This window comes from Sphingobacterium sp. UBA7625 (genome assembly GCF_002484085.1).
GTDB classification, from domain to species: domain Bacteria; phylum Bacteroidota; class Bacteroidia; order Sphingobacteriales; family Sphingobacteriaceae; genus Sphingobacterium; species Sphingobacterium athyrii.
Map to the genome: position 1 here is coordinate 33,885 of NZ_DLJD01000029.1, position 21,522 is coordinate 55,406.

Genomic DNA, 21,522 nt, shown 5'->3' on the forward strand with positions numbered 1-21,522 from the left:
TACATATATCTTTTTTTCCCCAGGTAACATCAGGAAACTACCGACAGAAAAATGAACGATAGTTGGGCGATCAAAATTCATTAAACTCATTCTCGCATGGAGCAAAAAAACTATAGAAAGCAAATTACCATAGGAGTGATAATTTCTTTTTCGCTTATCTTTATTTCCGCCCTATACTTTTTTATTTCTCTGCATCATATCGTCGATAATGAGCGTAATATTGTCCGGATCGCTGAAAATAAATTTAATGTGATCAATGAAGTCCGATCAAACATTGATGAAGTGAACGATGTTAAACTTCATTACTTCATAAAGGAAGATCCGGACTTATTTATTCCTTATCGAAACGAACGAAAGCACATAGATGAATTATTGCGATCTATTGTTCGAGCAGATGAGCTCTATCCGGTCTCCCCATTAGCCATTGAAACACTTCGTAAAGAAATTGCACTTTTCTATGATTTCGAAAAAGATATAACCTATGCCAAACTGAACAATGGTTCGCTGCCAGCCTATATCCATGAACAGAAAACAGCGATCTTAAATCAGATAGATATACTATCCGGAGATCTGCTTGATCAAAGGGCAAGTCGGCTGGAAAAATCTAGAAACAGTCTTCAATTGGCGCAGAACATTACCTATCTTTTCATTGCAATCGGCTTAAGCGGTTTTTTCTATATTCTAGCAAAATTTTCCGGTATTTCAAAAGTTTTGAGAGCCACTGTCAAAGGACAAAGAGAATCCAATAGTCGTCTTCAACATTTACAGAATCAAACCAACAATGATAACTGGATCTTGAATGCTATCAACCATATAGATGAACAGCTAAGGGGTGATTACAATGATAAAAAAATAGCCGAGATCAGCCTAAATGCGATTACCAGTACAACGAAAGCCCTGGGAGGGACAGTCTATATTTTTGATGATAATTACCGGGAATATCAATTATGTCATAAAATAGGAATCGCCACGAAACAGGAGATTAAAAAAAGTTTTAAAGAAGATGACGGTATTCTGGGGGAAGTAACAAACAAACATAACGTAGTTAAAATCAAGGATATCGACCATAATCATCTCGTTTTAGAAACTTCTTTATCCAATAGAATAGAAACAGAAATCTACATTATTCCATTCACCTATGAAAATCACTGTGTTGGTCTGATGGAAATCTGTTGCCCGATCGTATCAGAAAAAGAGGAACGGTTACGATTCAATTTCCTTGATAAAGTAAAAGGCAACATCGCGATTATCCTCAAAGTTGCGCAGACCCATGGCAAACTTGCCGATCTCTATGAAGAACTTCAACAGCAAACGGAAGAACTTGAAGCTCAACAGGAAGAATTGAGAACTACAAACGAGGAATTAGTCCATAAGACTCATTTACTGGAAGCTTCCGAAGAAGAGCTCCGTGTACAACAGGAGGAACTTATACAAACAAACAATGAGCTCGATGAGAAGGCGAAATTACTCTTCACCCAAAATGAAGATCTGGAAAAAGCAAGACAGGCCATTGCACAAAAAATTGAAGAAGTCGAATTATCAAGTAAGTACAAATCCGAATTCATGGCGAATATGAGTCATGAGCTACGGACTCCGCTGAATAGTATTCTTATACTTGCCAAATTGCTGCAGGACAACAAAAAGAAAAATCTGAATGACGATCAGATAAAATATGCTTCAGTGATCCACAGTGCAGGTACGGATTTACTCCACTTGATCAATGAGTTATTGGATTTGGCAAAAATAGAATCTGGAAAAGTGGAAGTCCAAAAGGAACGTATCAATACAAGCGACCTGGTCAATTACATAAAAGATTTCTTCCATGATACCGCAGAATCCAAGATGATCAAATTTAACGTTGAAATTGATAGCGATACACCACAAGAATTTATTGGTGATGAACATCGCTTACAACAGGTGCTAAAAAATTTGTTGTCGAATGCGTTTAAATTTACGGGTGAAAATGGCACAGTATCACTCAAGATCAATATAGAAAATGAGAACATCTATTTTACGGTTAAGGATAACGGTATCGGTATCGCTCCGGAAAAGCAAGAGCTCATCTTTGATGCATTTAAACAGGAGGACGGATCCACAAGCCGCAAATATGGTGGCACAGGACTAGGCCTGTCCATATGTCGTGAGATTGCAAGCCTATTGAAGGGAAGAATTACCCTAAACAGCAAAGTTGGTGATGGCAGTACCTTTATTTTCAGTGTACCACTGGAGAAAGAAGCTGCAATTGAAAACATTCCGGAAATACCGGTTATTGATCAAAATAGCGTACCATCCTATCCACAATTAGAAAATATAACCCTCGAAAAAAATCGTCCTATTGAGAATAGTAACAGAAACAATAAATTACTGATCATCGAAGACGACTTTATTTTTGCAGATATACTAAAAGATTATGCGATCCAAAATGGTTATGATGCCTATATCAGCTATGACGGACAAGATGGCCTTCATAAAGCGCAGAACTTAATCCCTGCTGCCATCATACTAGATATCATGCTGCCAAAAATGGACGGTTGGGAAGTGCTACGTAATCTCAAAAAAACAGATTCAACGAAGAATATCCCTGTACACATGATGTCAGCGGGAACTTTCCTGCATGATGAACCGATATCTGCGGGTGCTATCGGATTTATGTCCAAACCAGTTTCTGAAAAATCACTAGCGGAGACTTTTCTAAAAATTAAAGCGTCAACAAGCCATCCTATTCAGAAAATTCTATTGGTGGAAGATCAGGAAATTCAAAGTGATTTTATCAAGCAATCTCTCGAAGAACAAAATATTCAGATATTTCAGGCCTTCAACGCGCAACAGGCGCTCGATCTGCTGGACCAGGAAAAAGTATTTGACTGCATCATTATGGATCTAAATTTACCGGATAAATCTGGTATTGAACTGCTCAATGAGATCAAATCAAACAGCCAGTTTAAAGATTTACCGATTATTATCAACACTGCTATGGAGCTAAGTCCTGAACAAACATCCGAGATCTTGCACCATAGTCAAGCCATGGTATTAAAATCAGCCAAATCCAATAATAGATTGATCGATGAAGTCAATTTATTCTTAAATAAAATCCGGAGCAGCAAAACGGAATACCTCGCATTTAACAATAGTGCTTCGGTGCTCGTGGAAAATAATTTGGCTGCTAAGACCATCTTGCTGGCAGACGATGATATGCGCAATATTTTTGCACTAAGTACAGCATTCGAAAGCTATGATATGAAAATCGAGATTGCAAATAATGGTCAGGAAGCACTGGATATTCTAGCACGCAACGAGGATATTGATCTTGTTTTAATGGACATTATGATGCCTGTCATGGACGGATATGAAGCGATCGAAAAAATAAGGTCAAACAAGAAATTTTCAAATCTCCCTATTATCGCCGTGACAGCAAAGGCAATGAAAGGTGACCGAGAAAAGACAATTGCTGTAGGAGCAAACGATTATATTAGCAAACCCGTTGATGTGGATAAATTGATATCCTTAATGCGTGTATGGTTGAGTTAACTACTAAAGTAGCGGTAATGATCACTTTTGAAGAGTTGGAGGAAATTATTGATATTGTCAAAAATCTTCACGGTTATGATGTGTCCGGATATACGAGAGCATCCCTCAAGCGGCGTGTCACCAGAATTATGGAGCTAAACAAACTGGACCTGGTCGAATTAAAATCCAAACTAATTAACCAGCCAGGATTTAACACTCATTTTTTACAGGAAATTACAGTCAATGTGACTGAAATGTTCAGAGATCCGGAATTTTACAAAGCATTAAAAAACGATGTATTTCCTTATCTGGCCACTTACCCCCATATTAAGCTGTGGAGTGCCGGTTGTTCCACGGGTGAAGAAGTCTACTCTTTGGCCATTTTACTACAAGAAGCAGCGCTTTATCAACGTTCCTTTATCTATGGAACTGACATTAATAATAAAGTGTTGGAGAAAGCCAAACGAGGCATTTATTCGTTGGCAAAAGTGAAGGAATATTCTGAAAACTTTATTAAAACGGATCCCAAAAGTTCTTTATCCGAATATTATACAGCTATGTACAATGCGGCCACGATAAATAATAGCCTAAAAAAAAATGTGCTTTTTTCGCAGCACAGCTTGGTGTCCGACCGGGAATTTAATGAATTTCAATTGATCACATGCCGTAATGTATTGATTTATTTTGACACAAACCTCCAGGAAATGGTATTGGATTTATTTTATAATTCACTTTGCCACCTTGGCTTTTTATGTCTAGGTTCAAAAGAATCATTAATTAACTATAAAAATGCAGCAAAATTCAAGGTTGTAAATAAAAAACACAACATTTATCAAAAAATCGGTTAGGTCAAGATGGAACGTAAAATTCTTTTATTAGCGGGTTCCGCTGGCGGGTTTAGTGTTATTTTAAACATCCTGAAGGCATTGGAACGTCCGGTTCAGATACCCATCATCGTCGTTGTTCACCGCAATCCCAAATACGCATCAAGTATAGAAGATACCCTTTCGAAAGCCCTATTACAAAAAATAAAAACTGCTGACGATAAAGAGAGTATCGCGGACGGAACAATCTATTTTGCTCCCGCAGGCTATCATTTACTTATTGAGCCAGATTATAGCTTTTCATTGGATATCTCAGAACCGGTTCAATATTCAAGACCATCTATAGATGTGACCTTTGAGTCGGCTGCCGAAATCTATAAACAAAATTGTACTGCAATTTTGTTTTCCGGGGCCAACCAAGATGGCGCACAAGGATTGTTAATGATAAAAAAGTACGGCGGAAAAACCTATGTGCAGAACCCGCTTGAGGCAGAAGTTCCGATAATGCCTCAGGCTGCAATAGACCTTAATGCGCAAGATAAGATCTTGAGTATAGCCGAAATAAAAGATTACATTATGCAATTAACCTAAAGTTGTATTTTTGATTTGATATAATGAAGAAGATTAATATATTGATCGTCGATGATAAAATTGAGAATATTATCAGTCTCACAGCATTGCTGGAGGATATCGAATATGTAAATATAATTAGTAGTACAGATCCCAATGAAGCGTTAAAAATCTGTTGGAAAGAAGAAATTGATCTCGCTCTGGTTGATGTACAGATGCCCGAAATCAATGGATTCGAATTCGTCACCTTCCTGAAGAAAAACCCAAAGACGAATCACATCATCCCGATCATGGTAACTGCTATTTCCAAGGAGGACAAGTACCTCATTCAGGGACTTAACAGTGGCGCTGTAGACTATCTATATAAACCGCTCAATCCAGAAGCTACCATCGCAAAAGTCAAATCTTTTGTTCAGCAACTGTTGATACAACAGGAAATTAAAGAAAAAAACATTGCATTGGAGGAGTCTAAACAAGCTATTCTTAAAGCAAAAGAAGAAGCTGAACTCGCCAGAAAGTCAAAAGAAACGTTCTTAGCCAATATGAGTCACGAGATTCGGACGCCTATCAACGGCATTATGGGAATCACCCAAATGCTAAAAAATTCACAGCTTACCGTTGAACAGGAAAACTGGATCTATAAACTCGATTCGGCCTCTCAAAACTTACTTACGATCATTAATGACATTTTAGACCTCTCCAAAGTCGATTCGGGCATGATGAAGCTGAATATGGAATCCACTTCGGTGCATGATATTACCGATGATTTGAACAATCTGTTTATCGATAAGGCGAACTATAAAGGTTTGAATTTTAATATCGAGGTGGACGAGCGGATAAACAGTTATTTTTTAACGGATCCGCTTCGCTTAAAACAGATTCTAACGAACTTCATCTCCAATAGTTTCAAATTTACCTCTGCAGGCTCGGTCATTTTAAAAATCCAGCTTCTAACGGAGAGTAATCAGCAAATTGGTTTACAGTTTCAGGTCATCGACACTGGTATCGGTATCGCAGAAGATGCATTGGAAAAAATATTCATCGCATTTGAGCAAGGAGAAGACAGCATTACAAAAAAATTTGGTGGAACGGGCTTGGGCTTAGCAATTGTAAAACGTATCGCTGCCCTTCTCAATGGAAAGGTTTTCGCATCAAGTGAATATGGCAAAGGAAGCACATTTTCTTTTGAATGCGATTTTGACAAAATAGAAGATAAACCTAAAGAAAAAGAAACACAAGTGCTTTATACCGAGTTACCAAAATTTAATTCACCGATGATCCTGATTGCCGAAGACAATGAATTAAATAGCTTTATGTTAGCAAATATCCTCAAGAGCTGGAATTGCGAGATCACCTTGGCGACAAATGGACAGCTTGCCCTCGAGGAAATAAACAGAAAAAAAATAGACCTGGTATTTATGGACGCACACATGCCACTCATGAGTGGTTTTGAAGCGATCAAAGAAATACGTCGCCATAGGAATCCTGCCATTGCGAATATGCCCATTATCTCCATTTCTGCTTCAGTTTTAAAAGCAGAACAGCAAGAAGCTTTGGATGCAGGAGCCAATGAAGTGGTTGGAAAACCATTTGATCCTATCAATTTATACAAAACAATTGAAGCTTTATTGTCAAAATTGAAATGATTGTTTCGATTTACCGATGAAATCATTAATTTTAAAGAATTAACAAAACATAATAATGAAAAAACTTTTTATGATACCAGCAGTTGCAGTTGCCTTGTCAATTGCATCTTGTGGCGGAAACAGTGAGAAGTCTGGCAAATCAGCTAGTACAGAATCGACAACTTCAACAGAAAACCAAGCAACAGAAACAGTACCTGGAATTGAAAACGTAGCTATTTCCAACAGCTTATCTTTAGAAGGTAATGATCAGATGAAATTTGACAAGGATTTATTCCGTGTGAAAGCTGGTGAACCTGTAGAATTATCTTTCAAAAATGCAGGTACCATGCCAAAAGAATCTATGGGACATAATGTTGTCATCCTTAAACCGGGTGTAGATCTTCCAACTTTCGGAGCTGAGGCGGCAGCAGCCGCAGCTGATGAGTATATTCCAAAATCAGCATTGTCTTCCATCGTTTCCCACACGAAATTATTAGGTCCGGGTGAAACAGATAAAATTACATTTACACTTGAAAAAGGAGTCTATCCTTTCATCTGTAGTTTCCCTGGTCACTACGGAGTAATGCAAGGAAAAATCGTTGCAGAATAATATAAAAACAAAAAAGGGTATCTAGATATAGGTATCCTTTTTTTGTTAAGGTATTATTTTTCGTTAACAATGATCACAAGTTACTGCCCCTTGATCCTTTTCGCTGATTCAGTTGAATCATCATCTACAACCTCGCACCACGCCGATGCCTGCTCCTATTTAATGAGCAGCTTGTTTACAAAATAACTTTTATCGCATACAGATTTAACGAAATAAGATTATTTTTTGGGTTGCACACGCCTATCCATTTATCAAAAAAATGTAAAGTAAGTCTATTCGCCTACAAATCGTAAGTTTTGATTTCCTATCCCATTAATAATCATTAAATTTGTACTACTAAAAATTAAAACGTAATCAATGCAATACGACGTAATTGTAATCGGAAGCGGTCCAGGCGGATATGTAGGAGCTATCCGTTGTGCCCAATTAGGATTAAAAACAGCTGTTATTGAAAAATATAGCACATTTGGTGGTACTTGTCTTAACGTTGGATGTATTCCTTCAAAAGCGCTTTTAGATTCATCGGAGCATTACCACAATGCTGCCCATAATTTTGACGCATTTGGCATCAGTTTAAAAGACCTAAAGGTGGATATGGCAAAGATGATTGCTCGTAAAGACGATGTCATTGCTCAAAATACTGCCGGTATCACTTTCTTATTCAAGAAAAATAAAATTGACAGTTTCCAGGGTGTGGGTTCATTTGTGGACAAAAACACCATTAAAATAACAAAAGCAGATGGTTCTACGGAACAAGTTACAGCAAAAAATGTAATTATTGCCACAGGTTCAAAACCGACTTCTCTACCGTTCTTGCCGGTTGACAAAAAAAGAATTATCACTTCCACGGAAGCGCTTAACCTAAAAGAGATCCCTAAACATCTTATTGTCATCGGTGGTGGTGTCATTGGTTTAGAATTAGGTTCGGTATATGCCCGTTTAGGTTCAAAAGTTTCTGTCGTTGAATTTGCGAAGTCCATCATTGGTACAATGGATGGTGGCTTAGGTAAAGAATTGCAACGTGTTTTGAAAAAATCATTAGGCATGGAATTCTACTTGGGTCACAAAGTCACAGGGGCAACAGCAAAAGGGAAAACCGTAAAAGTAACAGCTGAAGATCCAAAAGGACAAGAAATCACATTGGATGGCGATTATTGTATTGTTGCAGTTGGACGTACCGCTTATTCTGAAGGTCTAGGCTTAGAAAATATCGGCATTACATTGGAAGAAAGAGGCAAGAAAATCCCTGTGAACGCTCACTTAGAGACTTCTGTACAAGGTGTATTTGCGATTGGCGATGTGATCACTGGCGCTATGTTGGCACACAAAGCCGAAGATGAGGGGGTATATGTCGCTGAATATATTGCGGGACAAAAACCACACATCGATTACAATTTAATTCCCGGTGTTGTGTACACCTGGCCTGAAGTGGCTTCAGTTGGAAAAACGGAAGAACAACTGAAAGAAGCCGGCGTGAAATATAAAGCTGGGTCTTTCTCCTTCAAAGCTTCTGGCCGTGCAAAAGCCTCAGGTGATACAGATGGTTTTGTCAAAGTATTGGCTGATGCAACAACAGACGAAGTATTAGGCGTACATATGATCGGTCCACGTGCAGCAGACATGATCGGCGAAGCTACAGTAGCCATGGAATACCGTGCTTCTGCAGAAGATATCGCACGGATCTGTCATGCTCACCCAACCTACACCGAAGCTCTTAAAGAAGCTGCATTAGCAGCAACCGCAAATAGAGCAATACACGCTTAAGCGTTAATAGCATAAACCAAAGGGGAAAAGGAAACTTTTCCCCTTTGTCATAACTACCTATATAAAATGAATTTTTACACAAGAAAATGGGTCAAACCCGAAGATCTTAATCCGAACGGAACATTATTCGGCGGAACACTTTTGCGTTGGATAGATGAAGAAGCTGTCATTTATGCGATTGTACAATTGGGCAATCCAAAGGTCGTTACCAAATTTATATCTGAAATCAATTTTGTAAATTCTGCCAAACAGGGAGATATTTTAGAGTTAGGTATAGAGGCGACTAATTTTGGAAGAACATCATTGACAATGCGTTGTGAAGTCCGAAATAAAATCTCAAAGAAAACAATCCTATCCATCGACAAACTGGTATTTGTCAATTTAGATGAGGATGGAAACCCCGTCCCACATGGAAAAGATAGCATTACCTACGCTTACATGGGAATCGAGAAAACAGGAAGAGATGATTAACCATCTCGCCTGTTCCTATTGTATTGAAGCATATTTTTTGTAAACCGCTACCCGCAAATTTATGCGCACAAATTATCGGACACTATTGCTGTATGCTTAACTTAAACCTAGCCCTAAGCTTAACGGTTTTTAAGATATTAATATCTCAAACCCAAATGATTAAGATTTCTGTCTTTTTCCTTCGATTTCCTTCTTTAAATCCAATTCTACCCAAAATCCAAGGATGGGAACCAAGGAGGCCAAAAAGTACTTAATCGCTTTCAGAATGGGCCATTTATATTCGATGGTAGACATGATGAGCATCACGACAAATATAACGACAAAAAAGCCATGAATGGATCCAGCAATCTTCACTGCCTCGGGTATTCCGGCAAAATATTTCAGGGGCATTGCAATAAAAAACAAGCAGATCGTGGAAACAGCCTCCCACAGCGCAATTTGTCTAAATATTCTTAACATAATGATAAACTGTGTATTGTGAACATCAAAAATAACACTCTAAACACGGTTACTCCATTATTTTTCGTCCTTTTACCGACACGTGACATTAGGCTGTACACAATGACATTGTTTTATCAAAAACCGCCAATTTTACAATAAATAGTTCATATTCATCAGAAAAAATATGTACTTTTGAATGAATATAAGGTTCAGTACCTTGGTATTTGAAGCTATAACACTCAACTACAGAATATTTATTTATATGAATTACGACATCATTGTAATCGGTAGTGGTCCAGGCGGGTATGTTGCTGCCATTAGAGCCGCTCAGTTAGGGTTCAAAACAGCGATTATTGAACGCGAATCATTAGGCGGAATTTGTCTAAACTGGGGCTGTATCCCTACAAAAGCATTATTGAAAAGTGCTCAAGTATTTGAATATTTAAACCATGCCGCAGATTACGGCATCAATGTTCAAGGTGGTGAGGCTGATTTCGAAGCTATCGTCAAAAGAAGCCGCGGAGTAGCTGAAGGAATGAGTAAAGGTATTCAGTTCTTGATGAAAAAGAATAAAATTGATGTCATCAACGGAACTGCGAAAATTAAAAAAGGCGGTAAGATCGACGTAAAAGGCGCAGACGGTTCGACAAAAGAATATGCAGCAAAACACACCATCCTGGCCACAGGAGCACGTTCACGTGAACTACCTAACTTGCCACAAGATGGTAAAAAGATCGTTGGCTACCGCCAGGCAATGACATTACCTAAACAACCAAAATCTTTAGTGGTTGTTGGTTCTGGTGCTATCGGTGTTGAATTTGCTTATTTCTATAATGCAATTGGAACAAAAGTGACTATCGTTGAATTTATGGATAGAATCGTTCCAGTTGAAGATGAAGAAATCTCAAAACAATTAGAAAAAAGCTTAAAGAAACAAGGCATTAATATCCTTACTAAATCAGAGGTGCAATCCGTTGACACATCCGGCGAATTGAGCAAAGTTTCCATTAAAACGGAAAAAGGTATTGAAGTCATCGAAGCGGAAGTTGTACTATCTGCGGTAGGTATTGCTCCTAATATCGAAAACATCGGTTTAGAAGAGGTTGGTGTAAAAACTGATCGTGGCCGTGTTGTAGTAGACGATTTCTACAAAACAAATATTGAAGGTGTATACGCTATCGGTGATATCGTTAAAGGCCAGGCCTTAGCTCACGTTGCTTCAGCAGAGGGTATTACCTGTGTCGAAAAAATCAAAGGTCTTCATGTAGAACCTATTGATTATAACAATATCCCGGGATGTACTTATTGTTCTCCAGAGATTGCTTCGGTTGGTTATACTGAAAAAGCCGCAAAAGAAGCTGGCTATGAAGTTAAAGTAGGTAAATTCCCATTCTCAGCTTCAGGAAAAGCTTCTGCAGCTGGCGCAAAAGACGGTTTCGTCAAAGTTATCTTTGATGCAAAATACGGTGAATTCCTAGGTGCACACCTGATCGGATCTAATGTTACTGAAATGATCGCAGAAGTTGTTGTTGCCCGTAAATTGGAAACAACAGGACATGAAATGATCAAAACAATCCATCCGCACCCAACAATGAGTGAAGCTATTATGGAAGCATGTGCCGATGCATACGGTGAAGTGATCCATCTATAGTCGCATATAATATAAAAAAGAGGGGAAAATNNATTTTCCCCTCTTTTTTATATTGTTCATTTCAGAAAAAACTACATCACCAATCTCGACTTAAAAACAATTTGCTGATCTGCCACATCTGAATTCTCAATTCGCTCAAATAGAATTTCCGCCGCCTTACGTGCCTGCATACCCGGAAACTGTTCAATACGTCCCATTGGTGGGTTTTCCATATACTGCCACAGTGGATAATTGGCATAACTAATGAAAAAGATATCTTGATTTAGGACCAATCCCTTATTGCGCGCTGCTTTCATCAGATCCAGTGTAACAAAGTCATTGAAAGAAATAATCGCCGAAGGCCGTTCAGGCATCGCAAATATACAATCCATGGCTTTTTCATTCCCCTCTGTGCTCAGGTCTGTTTCGATAATATTCTTTTCCAGAATATCCATTCCATTTCGCTTCATTGCAGACAAATACGCTACTTTTCGGTCCTCACTGGCAGGTAATGTCTTCGGTCCATTAACTAAAGCAATTACTTTGTGCCCGCGTGCCACAAACGCATCTACAGCCTCATTCATGCCGGTCGACAGATCACTTTGAACTTTATTGATATTTGGCAAACTAGGAACACAATCAAAAAAGACAACCGGTATTCCAGATGACTCCAGTTTTTCGATAAATTCCAAATTTGTCGTCTTCTTCCCGATCGACATTAATATACCATCTACGCGATGATTTTTAAATGTTTTTAAAATCTGTTCTTCCCGATCTGGATCATCCAATGATTGCCCCATCAGAACAGTATACCGTTGAGCCGAAGCAACATTTTCTATTTCGCTGATCGCGAAGGAAAAAAATGGTTCCGATAAACTAGGCAGGATAACAGCGATGGTAAATGTCTTGCGTTGTTTAAAGAAAATAGCTGTCTGATTGGGTTCATAGTTCAATTCTTCGGCCATTTTTTTGACACGCATTGTCGTTACCAATCCAATACTTGGATGATCATTCAATGCTCTCGAAACCGTGGAAGGACTGATTTTCAGCTTCTTGGCAATTTCCTTAATCGTGGCAGGCTTGTTCACTTTATTCATAAATCCAAGGGCTTTATATAAAAATAGGGCTTTTATATCCCTAATCATAATTTTTTTTCAACAATGTTTTTCAATATTCTTCTATCTTCAAAACTTTGTTGGTAGATAATACAAAGATAATCACTACAAACTTAGTCCACAAATTGAATTGCGGAACTATTTACCGCAAATTCCTGGGCTAAGAATGACATGGGATCTATCTTTCGAAATACAAGCTCATCCTCAAAATAAATTTTTATCCGATCGCTGAACACTCCCCAATCCACAAATCTCACTTTGTTCAGTTGTTCCAGTGGATTTCCCTTCGTCAGAATACATATTATTTTACCAGCAGCACTCAATTGAGAAAATAATGTGGTGATATGATCAAAAAGATGCAGCTTTAACGGTAATACGGCATTTACATGCAATCGTTCAAAATTTTCCTTATACTTCATGTCGAATCCAAATGTTGCTTGCGCATGTTCAAATAAGGATTCTTCCCCTTGGTTTTCCAAATGGTTTTTCATGAAATTAACTAGATCGCCCTGGGAAGGAAATGTCTCCGTGAATTCAATAAAATTAGCAAACAGATAGTAAACTTGGAGCAAGTAATCTTTTTTTGGAAAAATAACATCATCCAATTCAAAAACATAGACTTTCTTTTCTTCTGGAAACAGCATCACTAATAAACCTTTAAATTAAAAAAACGTCGCACAAGTCAGGTTCAGCATGAGGCGAACAATAATACAATTGCTTTATTTCGATACGCAGATTAGTGCAAAATCTTCCTCAGAATCCGATCTGACCAATAGCCCATCCAGGGTATTTTCAGCCACATCATCTCCCAATAAATTATCGCCTTTGGAAAGCAAAACATAAGGGAGGTCAACAGGAGGATTTTCAATGATAGGAAAAGTATCAAGAATATCTTTATCCGGAACAAGCACAGCGATCTGATACTCGTCAAATAACACTTTGGCTTCGGCCAATGGTTCAAGCTCGAAACCACCTAAAGGCAGCACATAATCCACTTGCTGGTCTAGGCTCAATTTGAGTACCTCGTGTGCAAAGGTAGGTAGCAATCCTTTGGGAATTGACATATAATTCCTCGATTTTAGGAGTAATTCCGGAATCTCTTCCGAGCTCGCGTACAAAACTTCAAATTTTCCTGCAAGCTTTTTGGCAATACGCATCGCCAGTGGTCTGGTTCCGAAAGTTATTAATATTTTCTTCATCAAAATAATTATACTACCAACCCATCCCGCATATGAATTGTCCGGTCTGAAATGCGGGCCAATTCTTCATTATGGGTTACAATGATAAATGTTTGTTGAAATTTAGTTCTAAGGTCAAAAAACAGCTGATGTAAGGCTGCTGCATTTTCTGAATCTAAGTTACCGGATGGCTCATCTGCCAAAATGATAGAAGGATCATTCATTAGGGCTCGGGCGACAGACACACGTTGTTGTTCCCCCCCGGACATCTCAGCAGGCTTATGGTCAATGCGATGAGAAACTCCAAGTAATTCCAATAATTCCTTTGCTTTCTTCTCCGCTTCGGCCCGCCCCTGCCCATGGATAAATGCAGGGATGCATACGTTTTCCAATGCCGTAAATTCAGGCAACAAGTGATGGAACTGAAAAACAAAACCGATATGTTCATTACGAAATGCACTCAGCTTTTTGGCATTCAGTTTATGGATATCAACACCATTAATAAATATGGAACCTTGATCAGGTTTGTCCAATGTTCCGATAATATGTAAAAGTGTACTCTTACCTGCTCCTGAAGCTCCAACAATACTCACGATTTCACCTTTTTCCACGCTTATGTCAACGCCTTTCAAGATGGGCAATGCCCCATAAGCTTTGTGAATTCCTTTGGCTTGTAACATCATAGGGCAAAGATAAATAAATTTACGATATCATGCCTTTGAATAAATAAGCAGTTATTTCTCTATTTCAGCCATTTTATTTTTCACAAATGTCAAAAAATAGATAAAAGAGCAATTTATCCCTTGTCTTATCCCTTAAAAAAACATATTTTTACGCCAAATATTTTTGCAAATGAACATTCACGAATATCAAGGAAAACAAATACTAAAGAGCTTTGGTGTGCGCGTACAGGAAGGTATCGTAGCAGATACTCCAGAGCAAGCTGTGGAAGCGGCTAAAAAAATGAAAGAAGACTACAATTCCGACTGGGTTGTTGTCAAAGCTCAAATTCACGCTGGTGGCCGTGGTAAAGGTGGTGGTGTCAAGTTAGCTAAGAACTTAGATGAAGTCAAACAAAGAGCAACTGACATCATTGGTATGCAATTAGTAACGCCTCAAACTGGACCTGAAGGTAAAAAAGTAAACAAAGTTTTGATCGCTCAAGACGTTTACTATCCAGGTGAAAGCGAAACAAAAGAATTCTACATGTCTGTCTTATTGGACCGTGCTACAGGACGTAACATCGTTATGTACTCTACAGAAGGTGGTATGGACATTGAAGAAGTTGCAGAAAAAACACCACACTTGATTTTCAAAGAAGAAATCGATCCAAAAGTAGGTTTACAAGGATTCCAAGCACGTAAAATTGCTTTCAATCTAGGTCTTTCTGGTGCTGCGCACAAAGAAATGGTAAAATTTGTTGCTGCACTTTACAAAGCATATGATTCTACGGATTCTTCCATGTTCGAGATCAATCCAGTATTAAAAACTTCTGATGACAAGATTTTAGCCGTTGATGCTAAAGTAAATCTTGATGAGAACGCTTTATACCGTCATCCAGATTACGCTGCTATGCGCGATGTAACCGAAGAAGATCCTACAGAAGTTGAAGCTGGCGAATCAAACCTTAACTATGTTAAACTAGATGGTAACGTAGGTTGTATGGTGAACGGTGCCGGTCTTGCAATGGCAACAATGGACATCATCAAATTAGCTGGTGGTGAACCTGCAAACTTTTTAGATGTTGGTGGCACGGCAAATGCTGAAACGGTAAAAGCTGGTTTCAATATCATTTTGAAAGACCCTAATGTAAAAGCAATCTTGATCAATATCTTTGGTGGTATCGTTCGTTGTGACCGTGTTGCACAAGGGGTAATTGATGCTTACAGTGAAATTGGTAATATTCCTGTTCCTATCATCGTACGTCTTCAAGGTACAAATGCCGAAGAAGCGAAAAAATTAATCGATGAGTCAGGTCTGCAAGTTTATTCTGCAATCTTATTGAAAGAAGCTGCTGAATTAGTAACCAAAGTATTGAAAGGATAATTCTTTCGATCATCATAAAGCTTAAAAGCGGATCAACTGAGTTGATCCGCTTTTTTGTTCTAAATGCAGCCCCTTTCTATTGGTTTTGATCCAAATATTCGTCCGGAAAATTTAGTTTTAAAAGCTTATTGATCCTTCATTCAGCGAATTAAATCAACATTGATACCCAATAAACCAACAGAATAGCTTATTTTTGTATAGCTTTTTAAACAAAGCATCTTTTACAAGTCATTCTCCAAAAATTAAAATGGAACACACAAGAATAAAGGAACTATTGAATGCCACAGAATTTGGCAAAGAGGTCGTTGTTAAAGGTTGGGTAAGAACTTTCCGTAACAATCAATTTATAGCAATTAATGACGGTTCGTCAATCAATAATATTCAAGCAGTAGTCGATTTTGAAAATACACCTGAAGATATCCTGAAGCGTATCACTACCGGAGCAGCAGTTCGTGTAAAAGGTCAATTGATAGAATCGCTAGGTAAGGGACAAAAAGTGGAAGTTAAAGCTACGGAGGTAAGCATTATTGGTGATTCAGATCCCGAAAAATACCCCTTACAACCGAAGAAGCACAGCTTGGAATTTCTACGTGAAATTGCGCACTTACGTTTCCGTACAGGAACATTCAATGCGGTATTTAAAGTACGCAATGCCTTGGCATTCGCTGTGCATAAATTTTTCCAGGAAAATGATTTTGTGTATATGCACACACCGATTATCACAGGTTCTGATGCAGAAGGTGCCGGTGAAATGTTTCAGGTGACTACCTTAGATCTAAAAAATCCACCGCGTAAAGAAAACGGAGAAATTGATTTTAAAGAGGATTTCTTTGGGAAATCGACAAATCTGACGGTATCTGGTCAATTAGAAGGTGAACTAGGCGCAATGGCCTTTGGAAACATCTATACTTTTGGACCAACATTTAGGGCTGAAAACTCAAATACAACGCGTCACTTGGCTGAATTCTGGATGATTGAACCGGAAATGGCTTTCTATGAACTGGAAGACAATATGGACCTCGCCGAAGCCTTGTTGAAATACGTGATAAAATACGCTTTAGAAACTTGTCCTGAAGAAATCGAGTTTTTGAAAAGCCGTTTATTAGAAGAAGAAAAATCAAAACCGGCAGCAGAACGTTCTGAACTAAATTTGGTTGAAAAGTTAAACTTCGTCTTAGCAAATGATTTCGAGCGTGTAACGTATACAGACGCTGTTGAAATACTAAAACGCAGTAAGCCAAACCAAAAGAAACAATTTAAGTATTTAATTGACGATTGGGGAGCTGACTTGCAATCTGAACACGAACGTTATTTGGTCGAGAAACACTTCAAGAAGCCTGTTATTCTGACTGATTACCCAAGAGAGATCAAGTCTTTCTACATGAAACAGAACGAGCCTGATGCGCAGGGGCGTAATACCGTACGTGCGATGGATATTCTTTTCCCGGGCATTGGTGAGATGGTCGGCGGCTCACAACGTGAGGAAAATCTAGACCGCCTATTGGCGCGTATGGCAGAAGTAGGCATACCAGCAGAAGAAATGGAATGGTTCTTGGATACCCGCCGTTTTGGTTCTGTACCACATTCAGGATTTGGTGTAGGTTTTGAGCGCTTGGTCTTGTTCACTACCGGAATGACCAATATCCGCGATGTAATACCATTCCCCCGTACTCCGAAAAATGCAGAATTTTAATATAAAGAACAACAGCCAAAACAAAATATTTTGGCTGTTGTTCTTTTAGAAAGATACGTATCTGAATAATAGTTTGCCCCCTTGAGATGGTAAGCACCTCGTTCAGGGGCTCGCAGATTAAAAGCTATGATTTTCATAGGTCATAATAAATTACTATACGCAATATGCTTATCAAGATATATAACGACAATCCCAATCCAAAAGCCATTGCACAGGCTGTTGACATCCTTAAAAGAGGCGGAGTAATCATCTACCCCACCGATACTGTCTATGGTATCGGCTGTGATATTACACAACAAAAAGCAATAGAACGTGTCTGTGAGATCAGAGGATTAAAACCGGATAAAGCCAATCTATCCTTTATCTGTTATGACCTGACCGATATTTCCCAGTACACCAAGTCATTCGATACGACCGTATTCCGTGTCCTGAAGAAAGCGCTCCCGGGCCCCTTTACCTTTATTTTTAACGCAACAACAAAAGTTCCCAAGCTATTAAGTTCGAAAAAGAAGACCGTGGGTATTCGCGTGCCAGACAATAACATTGTTCGGGAAATTGTGAAACAATTGGGCAATCCGATTGTGACAACTTCCATTCACGATGAAGATGAAATAATCGAATATTCGACTGACCCCGAATTGATCTATGAGAAATATCAGGATCTTGTCGATGCTGTTATCGATGGCGGTTATGGAGACAATGTCGCTTCTACGGTAGTAGATCTAACAGAAGGAACCTTTGATGTTATCCGTGAAGGCAAAGGTGATCTGGAACAATACTTATAGTAGCCTCCAAATTCCAGTATGGCAGTCGACCAATAAACATGCGCCCAACAAATACCACCCTAACGGACTGTTGGTATTTTGTGCATAAGATTGACTCTTTGGTATTTCGCTTTAGACTTATCAACAAAAACAACCACTTATTAACATAAAGAATGTTAATAAGTGGAATACCTGTACCTACCCATCACTTGGGAATGTGAACAACTCAGCACTTACCAACATTAAAATGTGAATAACACAACAAAGCAAAATTAAAAATCACGGTAAAATGTGTAAAACTACGAGGTTATCCACACAAAAATGTTAACAACAGAGCTAAATGCATCGCTAAGCCAAAATTCATTGTGTATAACCATCCTATATTCACATCTCAATGTTGAAAGCTATACCCCAAGCCCCACTCGCTGCTTTATTGCCGTATCAAAGAGCTCAAATCCTTGCCTGATGGTCAATAACTACAGACTCCTGTTCAAAACTTCTAATCCTCAGACGCTTTATGCGCTCACTCGCATCGCATAGGCAATCATGCTAACTGAAATAAATGTCATTAGATTTACGATATAAAAACAAGTCTATGCTTTTCCTTTTATTGGTATTGAATGCCTTGTGATAAAAGTTCAAGCGTTACACAGATCACAAAACACGAGACATGTCAGTGGAGATACAATAAAACTACTTCCGTTTCCATCTGTTGATAATCTGATTTTGATAAACGGTACTTACGACAATCACTGATTTATTGAAAATTCTATATGAAAGGAACATCAAAAATAAAAGATTGAGATAGTCACCCCGCTTGAATTCGACGTGTTCAAAACGTGCAAGCAGCTTTGTCCGTGCGGTTTCAGGGAGATGAAATAGGTTGGCTAAACTTAGCTACGAATACAGGCTACAAAATCACGACCTCTTCGATAATGACATGTCCGACATACTCATTTACCCTTCCGAGGATCTGACGGCGCATTAATGCCAGTTCATTTTTAATCACGGCAGACTCTACGCGTACAAACAACTTTTTGTCACGCACATACAGCTGCTGCGTGCGATTGGCAATTGCCTTTCCAATCAATTGAGGCCATACCGAAGCGATTGAGGTCTCATCAAATTTTCGGCGTAGTTTATACGCTTCGAGGAGACGCTCTACCCCCTGCTTAATGGTCATGTCATCGCTTGACCGAATAAATTCCAGGCTCTTTTTCGTTGGTTGTTTCTTATACATTCACTTGTCCTCCTTCGATTCCAAATATACGAACAGGGCGATTGATTTCGTCAAAGATTCGTTGAATTCTTTTTGAATCCGTATCCGTTAGAAAAATCTGACCAAAATCATCATCAGAGACCATCTGCATCAATTTATGCGTACGGCGATCGTCCAGTTTATCAAAGATGTCATCCAGGAGAAGTAAGGGTTTAAATCCTTTTTTTTGCTGTAAATAGGAATATTGAGCAAGTTTTAACGCAATGAGAAATGATTTTTGTTGTCCTTGGGAGCCAAACTTTTTCAGCGGCATTCCACCATGGATAGTAAATATCAGATCATCTTTATGAATCCCCTGACTAGTACGTTCCAAAATACGGTCACGCTCAAGGTTTTTCGCTAGAATATTCAGGAAGGAATCCGACATTAGGGGGGACTCATATTGCAGCTGGACAGACTCCGCATCTTCGGTCAAAAATTCATAATGTCGGTCAAACTCAGGTTGAAACTCTTCCATAAATGATCTTCTCTTGGCAAAGATAATATTGCCGACTTCCTCAAGTTGAAAGTTAAGAATTTCGATTAATCCCAAATCCAGAACACTGGTTTGACGGGCCTGTTTGAGCAGGCTATTTCGTTGGGCTAAGAATTTATTATAGATAATTAGCGTATCCAGATACTTATTGTCCGTTTGGGAAATCACATTATCCACAAACTTTCGACGTTCCTCGCTCCCATCCGTAATAATGATACTATCATTTGGCGAAATCATAACCAAAGGAAAAAGTCCAATATGATCGGCCAGTCGAGGATAATCTTTTTTGTTCTTTTTAAACTGCTTTTTTTGATTCTTTTTTAGGCTGCAGGAAATAACATCACTATTCGATTCTTTATCAAATTCACCTTGGACCATGAACCAATCATTACCGGATTTGATATGTTGCGAATCTATAGGATTAAAATAGCTTTTACAAAGTGATAAGTAGTGGATTGCATCCAAAAGATTGGTTTTGCCAACACCATTATTCCCTGTAAAAGCATTTACTTCAGGGAGAAATTCCAAAGAAGATTCCGAGTAATTCTTGAAATTTAGAACAGAAAGTTGCTTGAGCCACATAGCACAAAGATACGCTATTTGACCGCTAATAATTATTTTATTTCCTCAAAATCGACAAACTCACCAGCCGTTTCCGCCCCTTTGCGCTCGGGAGTTTCCTTGGGTGGAATATAATCAACTTTAATTTTGCCTTCAGGCTGAGATCTTTTATTTTCTTGCTGACGCTGACCGGTAAATTCATAATGGAAAGTACCACCTTGCCCCTGGCCGCTATATGCTCCCCCCTGTTCCTGCGCTTTTTTCATCAACTTTTCAGCTGCCTTGCGCATCGCAAACGGTAATAATAATTTGAATAAGAATCTTATTACAAAGTAAACAGCGAATGTAATAAGTATAAATTTTAAAAATGCCATAGTTAATTCGTTGCTATTTTCTCAAATTTAACCAATAACTCCATAAACTGTTGTCTTTAAAATGTCAGATAAGAAATTATTAACAATTTTTAAGACTTCGCCAGTTTCCCTTTTGTCTCCATGATTGTACGGTAAAGCTCCTCTTGTCGCTGGGTTCCCAACACGTAGGTCAATCCATCTTTATCCGTTAGGAAGACCGCATTTTTACCCCCTGCAAAAAACTTAATCTTCCCTTTGGAATGCAGGTTATAAACAGGGTTATTAAAAAAAAATGTGCTATATGGTCCCTTTTCAACTTTCGAAATAGAAGCCAAATCTATTTTCACCACCCGGGTAGACCAGAGACCACTGATCAGGATATGATCCTGGAATACTTCTATGCGAAACAAGACCATATACATCATAACAATGGATGTAATGATGATCCCCACTCCGACAATGAAAAACAATTGACTGGAAATCAAATGGTCCAAATTCAGATAAAATGCGGTAAAACAAAATAACACAAGTACCAAACGTACGCTTATCCAAACACGGTCACGTCCTAAATATTGATTTTCCGAATAGAATACACCTTCTTTCATTTCTTTTTTTA

Annotated in this window: 20 protein-coding genes; 11 read left to right on the forward strand and 9 right to left on the reverse strand. The window is 38.6% G+C overall.

The features are described from left to right. Window positions 1-96 precede the first annotated feature (96 nt). The 7 genes from B4G94_RS13430 to B4G94_RS13460 all read left to right on the forward strand — a co-directional run bounded on the left by B4G94_RS13430 (window position 97) and on the right by B4G94_RS13460 (window position 9,371). Window positions 97-3,528: a response regulator gene (locus tag B4G94_RS13430; RefSeq protein WP_286859505.1), complete on the forward strand. Its 3,432-nt coding sequence runs from the start codon at window positions 97-99 to the stop codon at window positions 3,526-3,528. Then, entirely contained in the window at window positions 3,516-4,355 is an 840-nt protein-coding gene (locus B4G94_RS13435; RefSeq protein ID WP_241254921.1) for a CheR family methyltransferase, read from the forward strand. Before B4G94_RS13430 ends, B4G94_RS13435 begins: the two co-directional genes overlap by 13 nt. A gap of 6 nt (window positions 4,356-4,361) precedes the next feature. Further along, window positions 4,362-4,922: a chemotaxis protein CheB gene (locus B4G94_RS13440; RefSeq protein WP_108635940.1), complete on the forward strand. Its 561-nt coding sequence runs from the start codon at window positions 4,362-4,364 to the stop codon at window positions 4,920-4,922. 23 nt (window positions 4,923-4,945) lie between these two features. Then, window positions 4,946-6,547, forward strand: a complete 1,602-nt coding sequence (locus B4G94_RS13445; protein WP_286859507.1) for a response regulator — start codon at window positions 4,946-4,948, stop codon at window positions 6,545-6,547. A 55-nt stretch (window positions 6,548-6,602) separates the two neighbouring features. Next, complete coding sequence (locus B4G94_RS13450; RefSeq protein ID WP_104384943.1) at window positions 6,603-7,136, forward strand: plastocyanin/azurin family copper-binding protein; 534 nt, start codon at window positions 6,603-6,605, stop codon at window positions 7,134-7,136. A 357-nt stretch (window positions 7,137-7,493) separates the two neighbouring features. Continuing rightward, a complete protein-coding gene (lpdA, locus tag B4G94_RS13455) occupies window positions 7,494-8,900 on the forward strand; it encodes a dihydrolipoyl dehydrogenase (protein WP_286859509.1) in 1,407 nt (468 codons plus the stop codon). Window positions 8,901-8,966: 66 nt separating this feature from the next. Next, entirely contained in the window at window positions 8,967-9,371 is a 405-nt protein-coding gene (locus B4G94_RS13460) for an acyl-CoA thioesterase (protein WP_108635943.1), read from the forward strand. Window positions 9,372-9,530: 159 nt separating this feature from the next. Here B4G94_RS13460 and B4G94_RS13465 read toward each other — a convergent pair whose 3' ends face one another. Then, the gene (locus B4G94_RS13465) at window positions 9,531-9,830 is read right to left on the reverse strand and encodes a DUF3817 domain-containing protein (protein ID WP_165305648.1); all 300 of its coding nucleotides are present in this window, start codon (window positions 9,828-9,830) and stop codon (window positions 9,531-9,533) included. Between the two features lie 244 nt (window positions 9,831-10,074). On the opposite strand from B4G94_RS13465, the gene lpdA (B4G94_RS13470) reads away from it, so the two are divergent. Beyond that, a complete protein-coding gene (lpdA, locus tag B4G94_RS13470) occupies window positions 10,075-11,463 on the forward strand; it encodes a dihydrolipoyl dehydrogenase (protein ID WP_286859513.1) in 1,389 nt (462 codons plus the stop codon). A gap of 71 nt (window positions 11,464-11,534) precedes the next feature. Here the strand turns inward: lpdA (B4G94_RS13470) and B4G94_RS13475 are convergent, their stop codons facing one another. The 4 genes from B4G94_RS13475 to B4G94_RS13490 form a co-directional block, all read right to left on the reverse strand. Further along, window positions 11,535-12,539, reverse strand: a complete 1,005-nt coding sequence (locus B4G94_RS13475) for a LacI family DNA-binding transcriptional regulator (RefSeq protein WP_108636109.1) — start codon at window positions 12,537-12,539, stop codon at window positions 11,535-11,537. Window positions 12,540-12,670: 131 nt separating this feature from the next. Continuing rightward, entirely contained in the window at window positions 12,671-13,201 is a 531-nt protein-coding gene (locus tag B4G94_RS13480; RefSeq protein WP_286859514.1) for an HAD family hydrolase, read from the reverse strand. A 75-nt stretch (window positions 13,202-13,276) separates the two neighbouring features. Beyond that, on the reverse strand, window positions 13,277-13,756 hold the full coding sequence (locus B4G94_RS13485; RefSeq protein WP_286859515.1) for a hypothetical protein: 480 nt from the start codon (window positions 13,754-13,756) through the stop codon (window positions 13,277-13,279). Window positions 13,757-13,764: 8 nt separating this feature from the next. Beyond that, window positions 13,765-14,415 carry an ABC transporter ATP-binding protein gene (locus tag B4G94_RS13490; RefSeq protein ID WP_286859551.1) on the reverse strand — a complete coding sequence of 217 codons (651 nt, stop codon included), beginning with the start codon at window positions 14,413-14,415 and terminating at the stop codon, window positions 13,765-13,767. Between the two features lie 172 nt (window positions 14,416-14,587). Between B4G94_RS13490 and sucC the strand changes: the two genes are divergently transcribed. The 3 genes from sucC to B4G94_RS13505 all read left to right on the forward strand — a co-directional run bounded on the left by sucC (window position 14,588) and on the right by B4G94_RS13505 (window position 18,259). Further along, complete coding sequence (gene sucC / locus B4G94_RS13495; RefSeq protein ID WP_108635949.1) at window positions 14,588-15,781, forward strand: ADP-forming succinate--CoA ligase subunit beta; 1,194 nt, start codon at window positions 14,588-14,590, stop codon at window positions 15,779-15,781. 247 nt (window positions 15,782-16,028) lie between these two features. After that, window positions 16,029-17,474 carry an asparagine--tRNA ligase gene (gene asnS, locus B4G94_RS13500; protein WP_108635950.1) on the forward strand — a complete coding sequence of 482 codons (1,446 nt, stop codon included), beginning with the start codon at window positions 16,029-16,031 and terminating at the stop codon, window positions 17,472-17,474. Window positions 17,475-17,638: 164 nt separating this feature from the next. After that, window positions 17,639-18,259 (forward strand): L-threonylcarbamoyladenylate synthase, encoded by a 621-nt coding sequence (locus B4G94_RS13505; protein ID WP_108635951.1) that lies wholly within the window; start codon window positions 17,639-17,641, stop codon window positions 18,257-18,259. Window positions 18,260-19,148: 889 nt separating this feature from the next. On the opposite strand, the gene B4G94_RS13510 is transcribed toward B4G94_RS13505, so the two are convergent. The 4 genes from B4G94_RS13510 to B4G94_RS13525 form a co-directional block, all read right to left on the reverse strand. Continuing rightward, complete coding sequence (locus B4G94_RS13510; RefSeq protein ID WP_077437878.1) at window positions 19,149-19,478, reverse strand: DUF721 domain-containing protein; 330 nt, start codon at window positions 19,476-19,478, stop codon at window positions 19,149-19,151. After that, window positions 19,471-20,574, reverse strand: coding sequence for a DNA replication/repair protein RecF (recF, locus tag B4G94_RS13515; protein WP_108635953.1), 1,104 nt, complete (start codon window positions 20,572-20,574; stop codon window positions 19,471-19,473). The genes B4G94_RS13510 and recF overlap by 8 nt, the downstream gene beginning before the upstream one ends. A 32-nt stretch (window positions 20,575-20,606) precedes the next feature. Beyond that, window positions 20,607-20,927, reverse strand: coding sequence for a DUF4834 family protein (locus B4G94_RS13520; protein WP_165305644.1), 321 nt, complete (start codon window positions 20,925-20,927; stop codon window positions 20,607-20,609). Window positions 20,928-21,016: 89 nt separating this feature from the next. After that, on the reverse strand, window positions 21,017-21,511 hold the full coding sequence (locus B4G94_RS13525; RefSeq protein ID WP_241254920.1) for a hypothetical protein: 495 nt from the start codon (window positions 21,509-21,511) through the stop codon (window positions 21,017-21,019). Between the last annotated feature and the right edge of the window lie 11 nt (window positions 21,512-21,522).